Genomic DNA, 17,241 nt, shown 5'->3' with positions numbered 1-17,241 from the left:
GGCCTCCACCAGGGGTTAGTGGAGGCCGCCGTCAAAGAGGGAACGCGTCGGCTACTGGTGCCGGTATTTGTTCACCATGGGGCAATCGAAGGGGTCACGCGCGGCTAGGCCCACCCGGTTCAGGTAGGACACCACGGCTCCGTAGGAGGCCGCGACACCCACCTCGGTGTAGGGCACCTTCAGGCGTTCGCAGTGCTCGCGGACAATCAGGGCCGCCTTGCGCAGGTGCGGGCGGGGCATGTCCGGGAACAGGTGGTGCTCGATCTGGAAGTTGAGTCCACCGAAGGCGTTGTTCACGAAGTTGCCGCCCCGGATGTTTCGGGAGGTAAGAACCTGTTTCTGGAAGAAGTCGAGCTTGCTGTTCTTCGGGATGATCGGCATGCCCTTGTGGTTGGGGGCGAAGGACGCGCCCATGTAGACGCCGAACACGGCCATCTGGACCCCAATGAAGGCGAAGGCCATGCCCACGGGAAGGAACCAGAACAGGATGCCGAGGTAGGCACCAAAGCGCATGGCCAGTAGGGCAAGCTCGACCCAGCGGCCCTGCACCGCACCGGGCCGGAAGAGGGTTCCGATGGACTTGGCATGCAGGTTGATCCCCTCGAAGGTGAGGAGTGGGAAGAACAGGTACCCCTGGCGCCGGGTAATCCAGGCATGGAGTCCCTTGGCTTTCGCCGCGTCTTCCTCGATGAAAGAGATGGTATCGATCTCGATGTCGGGGTCTTTGCCCACCATGTTGGGGTCGTTGTGGTGGCGGGTGTGCTTGTTCATCCACCACTGATAGCTGATGCCCACGACGCCAGCGGCGAGGATCCGACCGGACCAGTCATTGGCACCGCGGGTCTTGAAGATCTGCCGGTGCGAGGCCTCATGGGCCAGGAAGGCGATCTGCGTGAAGACGATGCCCAGCACGCCGGCGATCAGCAGCTGGAACCAGGTGTCACCCAGCAGGGCAAACCCGGTCCAGGCCGCACCCATGGTCAGGGCAAGAGCGGCGAAGACCGCGACGTAGAAACGACGGCGTCGGTTCAGCAACCCTTCCTTACGCACCTGCTTGAGCAGGATGGAGTAGGAGGCGACGATGTCGTTCGGCTTGGAAACGCGCACGCTGCGCCCGGAGGTTGCGATAGTCAATAAGTGTCCCTGCGTAGGATGCTGCTTCACAGCAGACGGAGGGATTGCTAACCCCGCGATTCCTTCGAGGTTACGCAGGTTAGCTGGACGCCGCCTGCAAGTATGCACTTAGCGGCATAGGTAGCGAAGCGGAGGCGCGCCGGGCGGCGCCGGCTTAACTCCGCCGATTGACCACGGAGAACGCTACAGCCCCGACGAGGATCTCTGCGAAGAGGAGCAGGGCAATGATCATCTCCACTGCCGCCCCCAACCCAATGGCGATCGCCGCGGCGGCGGTCAGCGGGAAGGAGAGTAGTCCGAGCACCGCCAGCGAACGTGTCAGAACCGCATCGTCCCGTTCGTCACCGGTCTGGGTCCAGGCGCGTTCAAAAGTAGTGGTGCGATCGGGTGTTCTAGTGATGCGCCATAGGCCGACCAGCGCAGCGACCAGGCCCACAGCACCCCCGGACAGGAGCCCGGCACCCATGTTCCCCGGGCCATACTCCTGCAGGAGTAGCCCGGTCACGATGAGCACCGTCAGGCCAGTCAGAACCAGTCCGAGAGTGAGGGCCTTCTGCTTTGACGTGTACATATCAGTCCACATGAAAAATCTCCTCAACAGTGCTGTGAAAATGGCGGGCGATGGCGATTGCCAAGGGTAAGGACGGGTCATAGCGGCCGGTCTCGATGGAGTTGATCGTCTGTCGTGACACTCTCAAGACCTCGGCCAGCTCGCGCTGGGAGATGTTCGCCGCGCGCCGGAGCGCGCTGAGATCGTTTCTCATTGAAACTCAAGGTGGTCAAGGACGCTTGTCATATAGACAAGTTTCCTTGACCAGATTCGACGTGTCAAGGGCGCTTTACCTCGGGGGAATTTCAGTGTCGTGGCTGACCTAGCGAGTGGCTCGCCTGGTCCGCGGCACCCTTGACGATGGGACCGAGACGCCCGACGTCGGCGGCACCGACCCGCTGGCTGGGAAATCCCAGGCCGAGCACCGCTGCAAGCTTGCCATCGGTGGTGGATGTGAGCCCCATGTCCACCAGCGGCGCCCTCCTGATGGCCAGCGCGCAGCCCAAGGATGAGCGGATGTCCTTCAGGGCACTGCTGCTCCGGGTGTTTACGCGGTCCCCGTTGAGCCGCCGAAGTGCCCCGGCCATTCTTCGACCGGGATCCGTTTGATCGTCTGGATCGCCCCCGTGGTACCCCACTCGTCCCTGCCCAGCCGTGACAGTGGTTTGAGGCGGTCCATCAGCGGATGGGTGCCCTCGAGCACCTCGGTCGAGACAGCCGCGTGGGTGACCTCGCCGAAGACCACGAAGCAATCCCCGATGGGCAGGACCTGGTGGAGTTTGCACTCCAGGGCGACCGGCGACTCCAGGACCCGTGGGGTGGCAATGGTCAGGCTCGGCTCGCGGGTGAGGCCTACGGCGTCGAACTCGCTGACGTCTCGGTCGAAGTTTGTGCCGGTCGCATTGATCTGCTCGAACAGTGGCTCGGGGGCCAGGTTCACCACAAATTCGCCGGTCTCCTCGATGTTGCGCAGCGTGTCCTTGCGGCCCACCGAGGTGAACTGAACGATCGGCGGGTTCACTGACGCGATGGTGAAGAACGAATGCGGGGCGAGGTTGTCGTCGCCGGCCGCCGACCGGGAGGACACCCAGGCGATCGGCCGCGGCACCACCGTCGAGGTCAGGAGGCGGTAGAAGTCCCGTGCTGAGGTGGAGTCCCTGCTGAAGTCTTTGCGCATATGCCTGAGCCTAGCGGCCCTCATGGAGAACGCTGGCGAGATCCCGGGCTGGCCGTCCGGTGAGATCCTGCACCGTCGTCGTGGTCCGGGCCAGCCCGCCTTCAGCGATCGCCGTGTAGGTGCTGACCCAGGCGTCCAGCTGCCAGCCGGCCACGCCGAAGTGCTGGCGCGAGGCGTACGCCTCCTCAACGGATTCGGCCAGGTAGCTGACAGCGCGGCCGGTCTGGGCAGTGATGATGGTGGCGGCCTCCTTGAGGCTAAACGAGTCGGGGCCGGTGAGCTCGTAGGTCTTGCCGCTGTGTGCCGCGGGATCCCTGAGAATCACCGCGGCCACCTGGGCGACGTCGTCCCTGGCCACCGCTGCCAACAGGCCAGTGCCCGCCGGGCCGCGGATCACTCCTGCGTCGTCGGCAAAGTGCTGCAGCACGTCGAGGTAGAGGTTGTTGCGGAGGAAGGTGTACGCCATCCTGGAGTTGCGAAGATGCTCTTCGGTGGCCCAGTGGTCGCGTCCCAGGGTGAACGTGGCGTCAGGGGCCGCGCCGAAGAATGAGGTGTACACGACGTGGCGGACCCCCGCCTCCCGTGCTGCGTCGACGAACGTGAGGTGTTGGTCGACGCGGTCCTCGGCTTCACCCGCCGACACCATGAAGAGTGTGTGCACCCCCTCGAGGGCTCTGACGGCTGCCCACCGGTCGGCATAACTGCACTGAACGGCCGTCGCCATCGGCAGGGCCGGCGCGCGGCTCAGGTCCCTGACCGGCAGGCGAAGTGGCAGCCCGGCCGCTGAGAGTAGACGTGCCGTGGAGCCCCCCAGGGCTCCCGTCGATCCAGTTACCGCGACAAGGTTGTTCATACCCTCTGCAGCGTGGCGGGGCCGCCAATTATTTCCGGGAAAGAGGGTGTTCGGCCGCGCTCGCCTAGACTGGGGAACCATGCGCTTCATCAACAAATATCGTGTACCGATCGTCTGGCTCCTCATCATCGCCCTGGTAGCAAGCATTGGCGCGGGTTTCTTCGCCCAGATCTTTTAGTTGCCCAGTGCCACCTTGTCTCCGGAAGCCCTCACGCCGTAGAATAGTCAGTAGACTTAGCTTTCAGGGGTCGTGACATCTCATCCGCACCCCGGCTGGTCTGCACGGACCGTACATTCGCACGGCAGTGAGGAAATAGATGACAGACAAGACGTTGACCACAGACCAGTACACCTTCCAGGATCCAGTAACACGGTTCCCGAGCATCTCGGCGCCTAAACAGGATCAACCCGAGCCTGGGCTGGATCGGGACCTGGAACCACAGACCGATCGCGGCGAGAAGTCGTACCGCGGCACCGGCCGACTCCAGGGCCGGAAGGCTTTGATCACCGGAGCGGACTCCGGCATTGGCGCAGCAGTTGCGATTGCCTTTGCCCGTGAAGGCGCCGACGTGGCACTGTCGTATCTCCCCGAGGAGGAGCCGGACGCAATCGAGATTGCCCGCATCATCGAGGAGGCTGGCCAGAAGGCCGTCAAGCTTCCGGGCGACCTGACCGACGCAGCATTCTGCCGGTCACTCGTGAACGATGCGGCCGAGCAGTTGGGTGGTCTGGACATCCTGGTGAACAATGCCGGGAAGCAGATCGCCGTCGAGAGCCTCGAGGACCTCACCGATGAGCAGTTGGATGAGACCTTCAAGACCAACATCTACTCGTTCTTCTGGATCACCCGCGAGGCGCTGAAGCACCTGAAGCCCGGGTCAAGCATCGTGAACTCCACCTCGATCCAGGCCTACAGTCCATCTTCGACGTTGCTGGACTACGCGAGCACCAAGGCGGCCATCAACAACTTCACCAAGGGCCTGGCCGAACAGCTGGCACCCAAGGGCATCCGGGTGAACGCGGTCGCGCCGGGTCCCATCTGGACGCCACTGCAGGTTTCGGATGGACAGCCGAAGGACAAGCTGCCCGAGTTCGGCAAGGACACCCCATTGGGTCGCGCCGGACAGCCCACCGAGCTTGCCCCGGCGTACGTCTTCCTAGCGTCGTCGGAGTCCAGCTACGTAGTCGGCGAGACGCTTAACGTCAACGGCGGTAAGCCTTCGCCGTAAGTCTTTGACGACTTTGGACGATCCACGCCGTTCCGGCCGGAAGCCCGGCACGCTGGGCTCGCGGCCGGAACGGCAGGAATATGCGACCAGAGTTATATAAGCACTCTTTGATAGGTTCTGCTTATGCATGCGTTTGATGTCCTGGGGGACCCGGTCCGCCGCCGGATTCTGGAACTGCTCCTCGGCGAGGAGTGGTCTGCCGGCGATATTGCCCGGGTGATCCGAACAGAGTTCGGGATTTCGCAACCAGCCGTGTCCCAGCACCTTCGGGTGCTGAGGGAAGCAGGGTTTGCCCGGGTTCGAGGGGACGGCACCCGCCGCCTCTACGCGGTGGAGGCCGGACCGCTCCAGGACGTCGACCAGTGGCTTGCGCCCTTCCGTGCGTTCTGGACCGGGCGGCGCGACGCCATCGGCACGGAATTGGCGCGGGCGCGCCGCCGAAGCTGACAGGTACGGCGGGGAAGCACCGACCCCTCCTCTGCGCTTCCTAAGTACCAGCGGACGGGGGTAGCTAGGCGAACACCCCCACAAAGCGGAAAAACACGGTGGCCGCCGTCATGATCAGCACGAGCGCCGCCGTCGTGCCGGTCCATCCGCCCAGGAGCCCACGGCACCGCTCACCCGCGGGGAACACGCCACGGAGAAAATTTCGTGACGTAAGGAACGTGGTGAGAACGATCATGGCCGCCCACACCACCATGCAGTAAATGCAGAGGACGCCGATCGCGAAGAGCGCCTGACTCCATAGCCAGATAGTGAAGACCATCCCCGCCGCGACGCCGATCTGGAGCGAACGCCAGTACCACTTCGCTACCGTGGCGCCGGCGAGGAGCATGGCCCCCGTCGTGATCACCACGCTGAATGCGACGACGCCCAGGAGGGGGTTCGGGAAGCCGAACAGGCTGGCCTGCCAGGTCTTGAAAACCTCACCACAGGAGACAAATGCGTTGACGTCGCAGCTGGTGACGTAGTTCGGGTCGGCGTAGACGGCAAGCCGCTCCAGAACCAGTTGCCCGGACGCGAGCCATCCCACCAGCCCCGTGACGACCAGGAGCAAGCCGAAGGGCCGGTCGTGGGCAAAACGAGGGGTGCGGATCTCCATGGTTACATCCTCAACTGATCGGCGACCGGGCGCAAAGCCTCGGCAAAGCGTAGCCAACGCCTTGAGCGCACTTCTACGTTTCGTAGAAGTAGCTAGACTGAGTATTCAGGAGGATCTATGACCGGCATAGCGCACTCGGGGCCCTCGGCGCCTCAGGAAGACCCACTCTCGTCGAAAGCGGACCCCGACCCGGCCCATGAGGCAGCCGGGGATCGGTTGCCGGAGGCGGGTAGCCCGGAGCGCACCGTCGTCCGGGTGGTGCTCGGGATCGCGGTGCCGATTAGCCTTGCGGCCGCCATCCTGGCGATGTACTTCAGCGAGGCCCTGACCACGTACCGGACCACGATGGCGGATCCCGGCGACTTTGTGGTGCATGCGCGACCCGCGGCACGCGTTGTCCAGGACCTGAGCGCAGCCCTGACCATCGGCTTCCTGGTGCTCTGCGCGGGTCTCCTCCCAGCATCGAACCGTAACAAGTCCATCATCGGGTTCGCCCAGTGGAAGGCTCTTCGCTGGGCAGTTGTGTCAGCGGGCGTCTGGTTGGTGTCCTCGGTCGCCTCGCTGGGGCTGATTGCTGCCGACACAGCGGGCCAGTCGATTCTCAGCCCCGGCTTCTTCTCCATCTTCTTGTTCTTCGCGACCGAACTGGAGCTGGGGCAGATTCTGCTGGTGGCGCTCATGGCTGTCCTCGTCCTGGTGGTCATGCTGCCGATGGTCCGGTCAACCACCGGAGCGGGGATCGCGCTGGCCATCGCGATGCTGGGGATCCTCCCGTTGGCTTTGGCCGGGCATGCCGCCGGGTCTGATGATCACGGCAATGCGGTGAATTCGCTCGCCCTCCACCTCATCGGCGTTTGCGTGTGGGTGGGTGGCCTCGGGGCGGTGCTGCTGCTGGGATCCCAGTTCGGCAAGGACACTGGCCGGGTTCTTCGGCGTTACTCCGCGCTGGCCGCCTGGGCCTTCGGGGCAGTGGCGTTCTCCGGCATCATCAACGCAAGCCTCCGGCTCGGGTCCTTCGCCGATCTGGCCACGCCCTATGGGATCCTCGTCCTGGTGAAGGTCAGCAGCCTCACGGTGCTGGGCCTCGCCGGGTGGTATCAACGCCGCAGGATCCTGCCCCGTCTGGACCGCAACCCCGAGGACCGGCGGGCGTTCACCATCTTCGGGGTGTCCGAAGCTGCGCTGATGATCGTCACCATCGGGGGGTCCGCGGGCCTCGCCGCAAGCCCTCCACCCGTCCCGCAAGGGTCAATTGCCGACGTCGACCTGCAACGGTCCCTCCTCGGCTATCCATTCCCGGAACCACTCACTGTCCCCAGCTTCCTGACATCGTGGCACCCCGACTGGACGATAGGGTTCCTGATCCTCGTCGCCGCGGGCGCCTACACCGCCGCGGTCACCAGGATCCGGCGCCGGGGAGACGCCTGGTCCATTCCCCGCACCCTGGCGTTCCTCGCTGGCTGTGCGCTGCTGATCTGGCTCACCAGCGGTGGTCCCGCCGTGTACGGCAGGACCAGCTTCTCCGGTCACATGATCCAGCACATGGGCCTCATGATGTACGCCCCGGTGCTGTTTGTGCTCGGCGCCCCGATTCTTCTGCTCCTGAAGGCGACCCGGCCGCGTACCGACGGCAGCCGGGGTCTGAGGGAATGGGTGCTCTGGCTCTTCCGCTCACGGTTCAGCCATTTCCTGACCCGGCCGCCTGTCGCCGGGTTGATCTTCGTGGGCAGCATGGTGGGGTTCTATTATTCGCCGGTCTTCGAACTGGCGCTGTCCACGCACGTGGGGCACCTGTTCATGATCGTGCACTTCCTGTTTACCGGGTACCTCTTTGCCTGGGTGCTGATTGGGATTGACCCGGGACCGGCCCGGTCACCGTACCCGTTCAGGCTCATCATCCTGCTGGCGACCATGGCCTTCCACGCATTCTTCGGGCTATCCCTCCTGGGCGGCACGGAGATTCTTGCGCCCAGTTGGTGGGCCAGCCTGCAGCTCACCGATTCAGCGGCGCTGCTTGCAGACCAGCAGCGGGGCGGGGCAATTGCCTGGGGGATTGGGGAAATCCCCACCGTTCTCCTTGCCCTGGGGGTCGCCATGGCCTGGCGGAAGGACGACGAGCGCACTGCGGTCCGCGAGGACCGTGCCGCCGACCGGGACGACGACGCCAAGCTCACTGCCTACAACCAGCACCTCGAGAGCTTGCAGCGGCGGTCGCCCGGGCGGTGACCCTCCCGCCTCCTCATTGTCAGACAGGGGGCCACAGACAGCTGCGCCCCGCCTGTCTGGTGACGGGCGGGGCGCGGCGGGTCGCTGTGCTGCTGACCGCTAGCGGGTGGTGGTGTTTTCGTAGTCCGCCCGGTCGATCCTGCGGTGGTACCGCATGCCGGTGAGGCCACCCAGGACCGCGCCGATGAGGGCCACCGCGATGGCCACGACGACGGCGATGATCCCCGCCGTCGTCAGGTTGCCTTCATTGAGCGGGATGCGGGGGAAGCTGTTGAGGTTCGCCAGGATATCGAACTGGCTGCCGAAGATCAGTCCGAGAATCGCAACCAGCACCGCGATGATGAGTGCCCACAGCCAGACGGCGACTCCCTGCTTCGCGCCGTTGAACCGGGCCATTCTGCCAGCGACATATCCGCCCGCGAAATACGAGAGGAGCAGGATCGCCAGGAGAACGATCGCTCCTGTAATGCCAACCGTCTGCGGATCGGCGGCAACCTGATCCGCTGCGTCGCTGAGGTCGGTGTTGGTGGACAACCCGAAGACTGCGCCGGCCGCGGCGACCAGGGCCGTCAGGAGGACCGCCATCCCGGTGGCGGTAAGCCAACCGAAGAACGCTGAACCAAACTTCATGCCGCCAAAGGTGTCCTTCTCATGCTGCAGAAGTGCAGCACGTTCCGCTGATGCCGGCAGGGCGGGACGATCGTCATGTGAGTCCCGGTAGCGGGCGTCGTCGGGATCAGCGGTGTGGCTTACCGGCTGTGCAGTGACGGGCTGGGTCCTGGTCGAGGGCGACGCCGTGGCGCCAGCACCCGCTCCTGTGGCGACTGCGCCAGCCATGCCGTCGGGCTGGGTCCGGTGCTCCCGGGTGCGATCGCCGTCGGTAGTCCGGTGCACCTCGGTGGGCTGGTCATCGCCGTAGCGCTGTTCCTTGGTCACCGCAGCGGTATCACTTCCATTGTTATGGCCGCTGTCGCTGTCGCTGAAGCGCGAGGTGGGGACGTGGCTGTGCGCCTGGGTGGCGTCAGGGTCGTTATCGCGGGAGGGGTCGACGGGTGTGTGCGCCTGGGTGGCGTCAGGGTCGTTATCGCGGGAGGGGTCGACGGGTGTATGCGCCTGCGAGGCATCGCCGTCGTCGGGCGTTGACGAGTTGGGCTCACGACGATCCGATGCTCCGCCGGCGTGCTTGGGGGTGGTGTCGCGGGGAGTATTGCTGTCGGACGGGTCGTGCTCGGATCCTGGCGTGCTCATCGTGCCTCCTGCTATCGGGCCCTAGGGCTTTATCAGTAACCTTAGTGATGCCTTGTGGCCGGAACAAGCGTGGCCCGGAGTGGGGCCGGGCAGTGAGAGACTTTCCCTATGGAATTTCAGATCCTGATGACCGTGCTGAGCGGTCTGCTGATCGTGGTGGGCATCGCCGGTGTCATTGTGCCCATCCTGCCGGGCAGCATCCTGATCATCGGCTCGCTCCTGATGTGGGCACTCGTGGTCTCCAGCACCGCCGGCTGGGTGGCCTTCGGCGTCGGAGCGGTCCTCGCCGTCGCCGGGTTGCTCGCCGGGGCCGTCCTGACCGGTCGGAAACTGCAGCAGCGTCAGATTCCCAGCCGCTCAGTTGTGGTGGGGCTGGTCACCGGGGTGATCGGCATGTTCCTGATCCCCGTGGTCGGTCTGTTTGTCGGCTTTGCCGCGGGCCTGTTCGCCAGCGAGTTCGCCCGCCAGCGTCAGTTCGCTCCCGCCCTGTCATCCAGCGGGGCAGCGCTGAAAGCCACCGGCATTGGCATCCTCGTTGAGCTTGGCCTCGCATTGCTTGCGGGAAGCGTCTGGGTGATCGGCGTCTGGGTGCACTTCGCCACCGTGTAGGAATAAGTGTGTAGTGCCCCTGTGTGATTCCCACTGACTACGGCACACCCTCCAGAACTCACCAACCCTTCACCGCCCGGAGCGAACCATGCAGCTGGATCTTATCCTCACCAACTCGCGGATCATCACCATGGATCCCGCCCGCCCGACGGCGGGCAGCCTCGGCATCCTGAACGGGCGGATTGTTGGCCTCGACGACGATCTCGCGGGGTTGGCGGCCCGGGAGGTCGTCGACCTGCACGGCAAGGTCCTGATCCCGGGACTGAATGACGCGCACTGTCATACGGCGTGGTTCGGCCTCACCCTCGGTGAGGTGGACCTGTCCCCGCTCACCGATCTGGACCAGGTTTACGCACTGCTGCACGCGTCCGCCGAAACCCGTCCCGCGGGGGAGGGCGACGACGGCGGCTGGCTGGTTGCCAGCGGTTTCGACCACCATCGGTTTGGGGGCAGGTTTCCCGACCGTGCGGCACTGGACCGGGTGGCGGCCGGACGGCCCCTCTTCATCAGGCGGACCTCGGGCCACGGAGGGATCGCCAATACCGAAGCCCTGCGCCGCGCCGGCGTGCTGGTGCCGGGATTCGCCGACCCGGTGGGCGGCAGGGTCGTCCGGGATGAGTTGGGGGAGCCGACTGGTCTGCTGCAGGAAACGGCGCAGGCACTGGTGCTCGACCTGCTCCGCCCCTACCCGCGGCACACCCTCCTCGCCGCAATTGATCGAGCGACCTCGCGGTACGCGCGGGAAGGGATCACCAGTTTCACGGATGCCGGGGTTGGCGGGGGTTGGATCGGCCACGCGCCGGACGAGTTGGGCGCTTTCCAGGACGCCCGGGCGGCGGGCAAACTGCATGCCAGAGCCCAGCTGATGCCAGCGATCGAAACCCTGCAGACCGTCCCGGGTGCGGGTCTGGGGTTGGGGATGTACAGCGGGTTCGGTGACAGTCTGCTGTCGCTGGGGCCGGCGAAGATCTTCCTGGATGGCGCGCTATCCAGTGAGACCGCAGCCCAGACCGTGCCCTACGCCACCGGGTCCTCGAACAAGGGGTACCTGCTGGACGAACCCGTCGCCCTGCAACGACAGATGCTGGACGCGCACCGGGCCGGTTGGTCAATCGCCGCCCACGCAATCGGTGACGCGGCCATCGACCTCGCGATCGACACCTTCACCCAACTTCGCACCCAGGTTCGCGCCGGGCACGAAGGACCGGCCCGGTTACCGCACCGGATTGAGCACGCAGCGGTGGTCAGGCCTGACCAGCTGGAGGTGCTCGCCGCACTGGGCGTCGCGGTGGCACCGCAGGCGTCTTTCTTCCACCCGATCGGCGACGCGATGGCCCGCTCGCTCGGACCGCGCAGGTCCGCGTTTACCTACCGGGCGAAGTCATTCCTCGATGCGGGGATCCGGTTGGCCGGTAGCTCGGACCGGCCATGCGCGGATGGCACGGCGCTGCGCTCCCTTCAGGCGTATGTCGACCGGCTGACGTCTAGCGGTACCGTCTTTGGGTCCGCCGCTGAGCGGCTCAGCGCCGCGGAAGCCCTCAGGATTCATACCGTCGGATCGGCGGACGCCACCGGGTTTGGCCGGGTCAAGGGGATGCTGGCCGCGGGGATGCTGGCCGACTGCGCGGTACTGGCCGAGTCACCGCTGGACGTTCCCACCCACCAGATCGCCGACATCGAGGTACTGGCCACCCTGATGGGCGGACGGTTCACCCACTACCAGCTGTGACGCTGGACGCTAGTCGCTGTCGGCGAGCGACAGGGCGGCGGTGATGAGGGCCAGGTGGCTCAACCCCTGGGGGAGGTTGCCCATGAACTCGTGGCGCTCGTCGCCGTCGATCATCTCGGCGAGGAGGCCGACGTCGTTCGCCAGCGGCAGTAGCTCCTCCATCTGGGACCGTGCCTCGTCGGTGCGGCCGACCTGGGCAAGCGCAGCGACCATCCAGTAGGCGCAGGCGACGAACGTGGATTCTTCCTGCTGCATGCCGCTGTACCGGTAGAGCAGGGGGCCGGCGCCCAGTTCGTCGCGGAGCGCGTCAATGGTGGAGGACATCCGGGGGCCACGTTCGTACCCGCTGATCGCGTGCAGCAGGATCGACGCGTCCAGTTCCTCCGAGCCGGGGTACCAGACGTAGCTCTGGCGGTCCTCCGACCAGCAGTTCTCCTCGACCCAGTCGCGGATCCGGTCGCGTTCGGCGCGCCAGCGCTCGGCGGGTCGTTGCAGCTGGCCGGCCTCGGAGAGTTTCACCGCGCTGTCCAGGGCGTGCCAGCACCCGAGCTTCGAGGTGGTGTAGTGCCGTTCTTCCGGGAGTTCCCAGATCCCGGCGTCACGCTGCTGCCAGGTGTCGCACGCCTGGTCGGCGATGTCAGCGAGTTGGCGGGAGGTGGTGGGGTCAAGAACGTGCCCGGCTTCGACGTACAGCCGCACGATGTCGAAGAGGTCGCCGAAGACGCCCAGCTGAAGTTGACCCGCGGCCGGGTTGCCGTCGACCACCGGTCCGATCCCGCGCCAGCCGGGAAGGTCCGGCATGCGGGTGCCCTGCGGGGTGTCCCCGTTGAGACGGGTGAAGACCTGCATGTCCCGGCCCTGGGTGCGCAGGTTCTTCAGCATCCAGGACACGGCGGCGTGCACCTCCTCGCGCACCCCGGCCCGCACCAGGGCGTGCAGGGTGTAGGCGGTGTCCCGCAGCCAGGTGTACCGGTAATCCCAGTTCTTGCCTCCCGCCCTGCTCTCAGGGAGCGAGGTGGTGGCCGCCGCGGCAATCGACCCGGACGGGCTATGGATCAGCAGCTTCAGGGCGAGTGCGCTGCGCAGCACCTCGTCGGTGTAGGGACCGTCGTAGCTGAACTCCCTGGACCAGGTCTGCCAGTTCGTGATGGTCCGGTCCACGCCTGCGTCCACCGACTGCGGGTCGGGAAGCGGCAGCGGTTCGTCGTGGGTGGAGACGACGCCAACGAGGTGCCGGGAGCCGGGGCTGGTGGTCAGCGCCCCGGAGATGGCCTGCCCTTCGATCGACACTTCTCCCTCATTGATCCCGCGCACACCCAGCGCGGTGCCGTCGATGCGGATGACCGCACCGTGGTCCGTGGATTGCACCCAGGGGGAGGCGGTCTGGAAACAGTTGCCCGGGCGGATGGCCCAGCGCATGGGTACGCGACCGGTGAGGCCATCGATCCGGCGGGCCAGCTCACCCCAGGGCAGCCTGCCCGCCACTCCCGTGTTCAGCGAGTCGGTGACCCGCACCGTGCCGGACGCGGTGGTGTACGTGGTGGTCAGGACGTTGGTGCCCTCGACGTACGCTCGCTGGGTGGTGAACGGTTCGGCAGGGCACAGCTCCAGCGCGCCGCCGTCGTCGGCGTCCAACAGGCGTGCGAATGGCGGCGCGGAGTCGAGATCAGGGGTGGGGTACCAGTCGATGGACCCGTCGTGCGCGATCAGCGCGACCGTCCGGCCGTCGCCGATCGCCGCGTAGGATCGCAGGTCGACGTAGCCGTCTTTACGGTCGGCTAACTCGTTGTGGTCTGTCACGAACCGGGGTTAGCGGCCGTGCTTCTCGTTGTACCGGGTCTTGTTGGCACGGGTGTTCTGGTTATTGCCACGTCGTTTGTTCCACAGCTTGGAGGCAATGACGGGGACCAAAGTCCACAGGATTCTCTTCAGCAGCACGACGTGTTCCTTATCTTTTGGGTGATTGCGGCTTTCCGCATCGAACCCTAAGCTTACTTAGAGTTCAGCTGGAAAGAAACTTCGGGCGACGCTATGACACCTAGTCCGTAGGGGTGACAAAGTCTTTGAGCGCTGCCAGTTGGGCCAGGCGGCACTCGGGCTTGAGATACATCATGTGCCCGGCCTCGTGGTAGTGGTGGGTGAAGCGCGCCCTCATCTGGTCGGTCATTGTCATGTGGGCGAAGACGTACTCGGCGGCGAAGTGCGGGGTAGCGCCGTCCTGGTACCCGTAGTCGACGTGGACGCGGAGCGTGGGATTGTGCACCAGCAACCGCTCAAGGGTCTGGCTCACGTCGACGGGCGCGCCCTCGAACGTCTTGTAGCTCCAGGGGTGGACCCGCGCGGTGAGCACCTCGTAGGGGAGGTCGTTCTCGTAGCCCAGTTCCGCCCGCACGTAGTGGTTCATTGCTGCCGCGTAGGGGCCGGTGATCGCCCGGATACTTGGGTCATCAGTCATCGCCGAGTTCTGCAGGCTGACCGGCTGGGCCGTGAACCGTCCGTCGATCCGGCCGACCGCCAGTCCGTCCTTCCGGAGCAGCTCGGCGGCAAATTCGCCGTATTGCCAGCGCAGGTTGGTGCGCCGGATGAACCCCTCGTCGAGGGTGGTGATCGCGGCGAGCCGCGCGACGACGTCGTCGTACTCCTCCGTGCTGAGGCGGCTGCCCTGGGTGAGGGCGTACCCGTAATCCCTGGCGGCGAAGGACTCGGCTTCGGCGACGACGTCGGCCAGATCCCGGCCGGGGTGGCGGCCATGGAAATGGGCGATCGCGGCGTAGGTGGGGATATGCAGGGCGTAGGGCAGGTCGCTGCCGGGGAAGAACCGCAGCGTGGACATGTTCAGGACCGTCGAGATGAGGCCCAGGCCGTTGACGGCCATTCCGTAGGCGTCGAACAGGCGGCCGGCGACAGCGACGGCGCGCAGGGTTCCGTAGGATTCGCCGACCAGGTACTTGGGGGAGAGCCAGCGATTGTTGCGGGTGGTCCAGAGGCGGATGACCTCGGCCACCAGATCGCGGTCCTCGATGAACGCGTGGAACTCGTCTGACTTCTCGCCCTCGACCACCCGGGAGAAGCCGGTGTTGACCGGGTCGATCATCACGAGGTCGCTGTGCTCAAGGAGTGTTTCCGGGTTGTCCACGAGGCCGTAGGGTGCTGGCGTCATGGCGCCGGTGTCTCCGGAATTGACCCGGCGGGGACCGAGGAGGCCCAGGTGGAGCCAGATCGAGGCTGAGCCGGGACCGCCGTTGAACGCGAACGTGACCGGACGCTCGGATGGTGCCGTGCCGCCGTCGGGGCCGGTGTCCTCAGCGTCCTTCGTGTAGGCGACGATGAAGATTTCGGCCTTGGGTTTGAAGCCGTCGGACTTGCCGTCCTTGGTCTCCTCACGACGCAGGACCAACCGGCCGGTGGTGCTGGTGTACTTCAGGCCCGAGGCGGTGGTGTGCTGCCGGGTAGCAAAGTCGTCGGTTACGTCCTTGACCTCGTTGACCTTCTCGGTCGTGGAGTCGGCGCTCTTCGGGTCTGTGGTTTCGTCAGCCATGGCTAGAGCCTACAGGTAGTTCCCCGAGGCAACCAGTCGGCGTCGGGGTGTGTCTGTGGCGGGGTGGGCGTCATCGTCCCGTCGTGTTTGGTGAGCAACCTGGACATCGGGGGTCAACCTTTCCCTCACCGATGTCCAGATTGACGCCTCCGGTCCAGGTTGCTCACCGAATCGGAGCCTTGGGTGGCTACTTGGCTGCGCTCGACTCCGACGGAACGCCCGACGGGGTTTCTTCGCCGGCCCAACCGGTTCGGCGATGCGGCCGGGCGAAGAACAGGGCCGCGCCGAGGCCGATGAGGATGGCCGTGGCCGGAAGGAAAAGGGACTGCCCCATCGCTGCCGCGTACCCAGCCTGGAGGGTCTCCGGGAGTTGCTGTCCGGGAACGGCTTCGGCTCCGCCGTCGCCAATGTTGGCGGTCAGGCGGGAGAGCATCATCGCGGCGATCGCCGAGCTGCCCAGCACCGCGCCGACCTGCCGGGTGGTGTTGTAAACGCCCGATCCGGCTCCGGCCGAGGCGCGGGGCAGGTTCCGCGTAGCCGTCAGGGAGACCGGCGCCCAGATGCCGGCGCTCGCCAGGCCCAGCAGGGAGATCGGCAGCAGGAGTGCCCACACCGGTACATCCGGCGTCAGGATGGCTCCCAACCAGAACAGGGACACGGACATGGCCGCGAAACCGAAGATCGCCATGTATTTGGGGTTGCCCCGTTGGACCAACTTGCCTACCAGGGGAGCCAGGGATCCGGAGATGATCGCCATCGGGGTGAGCAGGAGTGCGCCCTCGGTGGGGGAGAAGCCGCGCACGTTCTGCGCGTAGAGCATCAGCGGGATGGCGACGGTGGTGATCGCGAAGCCCATCGCGAAGATCGAGGTGTTGCCGAGGGAGAAGTTGCGGTCCTTGAAGAGACTCAGCGGCACCAGGGGTTCCTTGCGGTTGTACCGCTGCCACAGGATGAAGGCCGTCAGCAGGACCACGCCGGTGATGATCAGCGACCAGACGGAGATGGGACCGGCGATGGTTCCCCAGTTGTAGCTCTCGCCCTCCTGGATGCCGAATACCAGGCAGAACATGCCGGCGGCGCTCAGTACCACGCCCAGGTAATCGAAGCTGTGACTGTTGGTTGGGAGCTGTGGCACCAGCCGGTACGCGAGGATGAGCCCGACGACGCCGACCGGCGCGTTCACGAAGAAGATCCATTCCCAGCCGAGCGAGTCAACCAGGAGACCTCCAAGCACCGGACCGACGAGGGTCGCGACGCCGGCCACCGAGCCCCACAGCCCCATGGCGGCACCACGGCGTTCCGGCGGGAAGATCCGGGTGATGACCGCCATGGTCTGGGGTGTCATCATCGCAGCTCCCAGGCCCTGCAGGACACGGGCGAGGATGAGCATTTCCACTGACCCGGCCAGGCCACACCACACGCTGGCCAGGGTGAAAACCGTCAGGCCAATCAGATAGATGCGACGCGGGCCGAACCGGTCCCCGAGCCGGCCGGTGATCAGCAGGGGCACTGCGAACGCGAGCAGGTAGGCGCTATTGACCCACACCACGCTGTCCAGATCCGCGTTCAGCCCGTTCATGATCGCAGGGATGGCGACGGAGACAATTGTGGAATCCACCAGGATCATGAAGAAGCCAATGACCAGCGCCCAGAGGGCTGGCCACGCGTTGATCTCGGTCTGCTCCTCAGCGGAGCGTTGTGTGGTCATTCTTTGAGGTTACTCCGGGTCTGGGCAGCGATTTGCTACAGTACTTTCTGCGGGGCTTTAGCTCAGTTGGTAGAGCGTTTCGTTCGCAATGAAAAGGTCAGGGGTTCGATTCCCCTAAGCTCCACTCTTGATCGTGAT

Annotated in this window: 17 protein-coding genes and 1 tRNA gene; 6 read left to right on the top strand and 12 right to left on the bottom strand. The window is 65.4% G+C overall.

The window, feature by feature from the left end; genetic code table 11:
• Positions 1 to 51: 51 nt before the first annotated feature.
• The 6 genes from IWX64_RS09860 to IWX64_RS09835 form a co-directional block, all read right to left on the bottom strand.
• Positions 52 to 1,134: a fatty acid desaturase family protein gene (locus IWX64_RS09860; RefSeq protein WP_334683237.1), complete on the bottom strand. Its 1,083-nt coding sequence runs from the start codon at positions 1,132 to 1,134 to the stop codon at positions 52 to 54.
• A gap of 154 nt (positions 1,135 to 1,288) precedes the next feature.
• Positions 1,289 to 1,717: a hypothetical protein gene (locus IWX64_RS09855; RefSeq protein WP_196866957.1), complete on the bottom strand. Its 429-nt coding sequence runs from the start codon at positions 1,715 to 1,717 to the stop codon at positions 1,289 to 1,291.
• Positions 1,707 to 1,898 carry a helix-turn-helix transcriptional regulator gene (locus IWX64_RS09850; RefSeq protein ID WP_196866956.1) on the bottom strand — a complete coding sequence of 64 codons (192 nt, stop codon included), beginning with the start codon at positions 1,896 to 1,898 and terminating at the stop codon, positions 1,707 to 1,709. Before IWX64_RS09850 ends, IWX64_RS09855 begins: the two co-directional genes overlap by 11 nt.
• Positions 1,899 to 1,989: 91 nt before the next feature.
• Complete coding sequence (locus IWX64_RS09845; protein WP_196866955.1) at positions 1,990 to 2,271, bottom strand: hypothetical protein; 282 nt, start codon at positions 2,269 to 2,271, stop codon at positions 1,990 to 1,992.
• Entirely contained in the window at positions 2,232 to 2,861 is a 630-nt protein-coding gene (locus IWX64_RS09840; RefSeq protein WP_196866954.1) for a flavin reductase family protein, read from the bottom strand. Before IWX64_RS09840 ends, IWX64_RS09845 begins: the two co-directional genes overlap by 40 nt.
• 10 nt (positions 2,862 to 2,871) lie before the next feature.
• A complete protein-coding gene (locus IWX64_RS09835) occupies positions 2,872 to 3,714 on the bottom strand; it encodes an SDR family oxidoreductase (protein ID WP_196866953.1) in 843 nt (280 codons plus the stop codon).
• A 317-nt stretch (positions 3,715 to 4,031) separates the two neighbouring features.
• Between IWX64_RS09835 and IWX64_RS09830 the strand changes: the two genes are divergently transcribed.
• Both IWX64_RS09830 and IWX64_RS09825 read left to right on the top strand, forming a co-directional pair.
• A complete protein-coding gene (locus IWX64_RS09830) occupies positions 4,032 to 4,943 on the top strand; it encodes an SDR family oxidoreductase (protein ID WP_196866952.1) in 912 nt (303 codons plus the stop codon).
• A gap of 123 nt (positions 4,944 to 5,066) precedes the next feature.
• Entirely contained in the window at positions 5,067 to 5,390 is a 324-nt protein-coding gene (locus IWX64_RS09825; protein WP_196866951.1) for an ArsR/SmtB family transcription factor, read from the top strand.
• Positions 5,391 to 5,454: 64 nt separating this feature from the next.
• Here the strand turns inward: IWX64_RS09825 and IWX64_RS09820 are convergent, their stop codons facing one another.
• The gene (locus tag IWX64_RS09820; RefSeq protein WP_196866950.1) at positions 5,455 to 6,045 is read right to left on the bottom strand and encodes a vitamin K epoxide reductase family protein; all 591 of its coding nucleotides are present in this window, start codon (positions 6,043 to 6,045) and stop codon (positions 5,455 to 5,457) included.
• A 117-nt stretch (positions 6,046 to 6,162) separates the two neighbouring features.
• Between IWX64_RS09820 and IWX64_RS09815 the strand changes: the two genes are divergently transcribed.
• The gene (locus tag IWX64_RS09815; RefSeq protein ID WP_334683236.1) at positions 6,163 to 8,271 is read left to right on the top strand and encodes a cytochrome c oxidase assembly protein; all 2,109 of its coding nucleotides are present in this window, start codon (positions 6,163 to 6,165) and stop codon (positions 8,269 to 8,271) included.
• A 99-nt stretch (positions 8,272 to 8,370) separates the two neighbouring features.
• Here the strand turns inward: IWX64_RS09815 and IWX64_RS17290 are convergent, their stop codons facing one another.
• Positions 8,371 to 9,519 (bottom strand): TIGR04086 family membrane protein, encoded by a 1,149-nt coding sequence (locus IWX64_RS17290; RefSeq protein ID WP_442859046.1) that lies wholly within the window; start codon positions 9,517 to 9,519, stop codon positions 8,371 to 8,373.
• A gap of 108 nt (positions 9,520 to 9,627) precedes the next feature.
• Between IWX64_RS17290 and IWX64_RS09805 the strand changes: the two genes are divergently transcribed.
• Together IWX64_RS09805 and IWX64_RS09800 are read left to right on the top strand one after the other, a co-directional pair.
• Positions 9,628 to 10,128 (top strand): DUF456 domain-containing protein, encoded by a 501-nt coding sequence (locus tag IWX64_RS09805; protein ID WP_196866949.1) that lies wholly within the window; start codon positions 9,628 to 9,630, stop codon positions 10,126 to 10,128.
• Positions 10,129 to 10,216: 88 nt separating this feature from the next.
• Complete coding sequence (locus IWX64_RS09800; RefSeq protein ID WP_196866948.1) at positions 10,217 to 11,857, top strand: amidohydrolase; 1,641 nt, start codon at positions 10,217 to 10,219, stop codon at positions 11,855 to 11,857.
• 9 nt (positions 11,858 to 11,866) lie between these two features.
• Here the strand turns inward: IWX64_RS09800 and IWX64_RS09795 are convergent, their stop codons facing one another.
• From IWX64_RS09795 to IWX64_RS09785, 4 genes are all read right to left on the bottom strand, one after another.
• Positions 11,867 to 13,657 (bottom strand): glycoside hydrolase family 15 protein, encoded by a 1,791-nt coding sequence (locus tag IWX64_RS09795; RefSeq protein ID WP_196866947.1) that lies wholly within the window; start codon positions 13,655 to 13,657, stop codon positions 11,867 to 11,869.
• 9 nt (positions 13,658 to 13,666) lie between these two features.
• Positions 13,667 to 13,795 (bottom strand): hypothetical protein, encoded by a 129-nt coding sequence (locus IWX64_RS17025; RefSeq protein ID WP_334683235.1) that lies wholly within the window; start codon positions 13,793 to 13,795, stop codon positions 13,667 to 13,669.
• A 100-nt stretch (positions 13,796 to 13,895) separates the two neighbouring features.
• Positions 13,896 to 15,395 (bottom strand): S10 family peptidase, encoded by a 1,500-nt coding sequence (locus IWX64_RS09790; RefSeq protein WP_196866946.1) that lies wholly within the window; start codon positions 15,393 to 15,395, stop codon positions 13,896 to 13,898.
• 187 nt (positions 15,396 to 15,582) lie between these two features.
• Positions 15,583 to 17,103 (bottom strand): DHA2 family efflux MFS transporter permease subunit, encoded by a 1,521-nt coding sequence (locus tag IWX64_RS09785; protein ID WP_196866945.1) that lies wholly within the window; start codon positions 17,101 to 17,103, stop codon positions 15,583 to 15,585.
• Positions 17,104 to 17,154: 51 nt separating this feature from the next.
• On the opposite strand from IWX64_RS09785, the gene IWX64_RS09780 reads away from it, so the two are divergent.
• A tRNA-Ala gene (locus IWX64_RS09780) sits at positions 17,155 to 17,227 on the top strand.
• Positions 17,228 to 17,241 lie beyond the last annotated feature (14 nt).

Origin of the sequence: Arthrobacter sp. CAN_A212, from assembly GCF_015752345.1 — a bacterium.
Lineage (GTDB): Bacteria > Actinomycetota > Actinomycetes > Actinomycetales > Micrococcaceae > Arthrobacter_D.
The sequence above is the reverse complement of the archived record's forward strand: the minus strand, read 5'-3'. Positions and strand labels throughout refer to the sequence as shown.

Coding starts and splice junctions, on each gene's coding strand:
- IWX64_RS09805 (WP_196866949.1), top strand. CDS start 9,628: ATGGAATTTCAGATCCTGATGACCGTGCTGAGCGGTCTGCTGATCGTG.
- IWX64_RS09855 (WP_196866957.1), bottom strand. CDS start 1,717: ATGTGGACTGATATGTACACGTCAAAGCAGAAGGCCCTCACTCTCGGA.
- IWX64_RS09800 (WP_196866948.1), top strand. CDS start 10,217: ATGCAGCTGGATCTTATCCTCACCAACTCGCGGATCATCACCATGGAT.
- IWX64_RS09815 (WP_334683236.1), top strand. CDS start 6,163: ATGACCGGCATAGCGCACTCGGGGCCCTCGGCGCCTCAGGAAGACCCA.
- IWX64_RS09790 (WP_196866946.1), bottom strand. CDS start 15,395: ATGGCTGACGAAACCACAGACCCGAAGAGCGCCGACTCCACGACCGAG.
- IWX64_RS09785 (WP_196866945.1), bottom strand. CDS start 17,103: ATGACCACACAACGCTCCGCTGAGGAGCAGACCGAGATCAACGCGTGG.
- IWX64_RS09840 (WP_196866954.1), bottom strand. CDS start 2,861: ATGCGCAAAGACTTCAGCAGGGACTCCACCTCAGCACGGGACTTCTAC.
- IWX64_RS17290 (WP_442859046.1), bottom strand. CDS start 9,519: ATGAGCACGCCAGGATCCGAGCACGACCCGTCCGACAGCAATACTCCC.
- IWX64_RS09845 (WP_196866955.1), bottom strand. CDS start 2,271: ATGGCCGGGGCACTTCGGCGGCTCAACGGGGACCGCGTAAACACCCGG.
- IWX64_RS09825 (WP_196866951.1), top strand. CDS start 5,067: ATGCATGCGTTTGATGTCCTGGGGGACCCGGTCCGCCGCCGGATTCTG.
- IWX64_RS09820 (WP_196866950.1), bottom strand. CDS start 6,045: ATGGAGATCCGCACCCCTCGTTTTGCCCACGACCGGCCCTTCGGCTTG.
- IWX64_RS09835 (WP_196866953.1), bottom strand. CDS start 3,714: ATGAACAACCTTGTCGCGGTAACTGGATCGACGGGAGCCCTGGGGGGC.
- IWX64_RS09850 (WP_196866956.1), bottom strand. CDS start 1,898: ATGAGAAACGATCTCAGCGCGCTCCGGCGCGCGGCGAACATCTCCCAG.
- IWX64_RS09830 (WP_196866952.1), top strand. CDS start 4,032: ATGACAGACAAGACGTTGACCACAGACCAGTACACCTTCCAGGATCCA.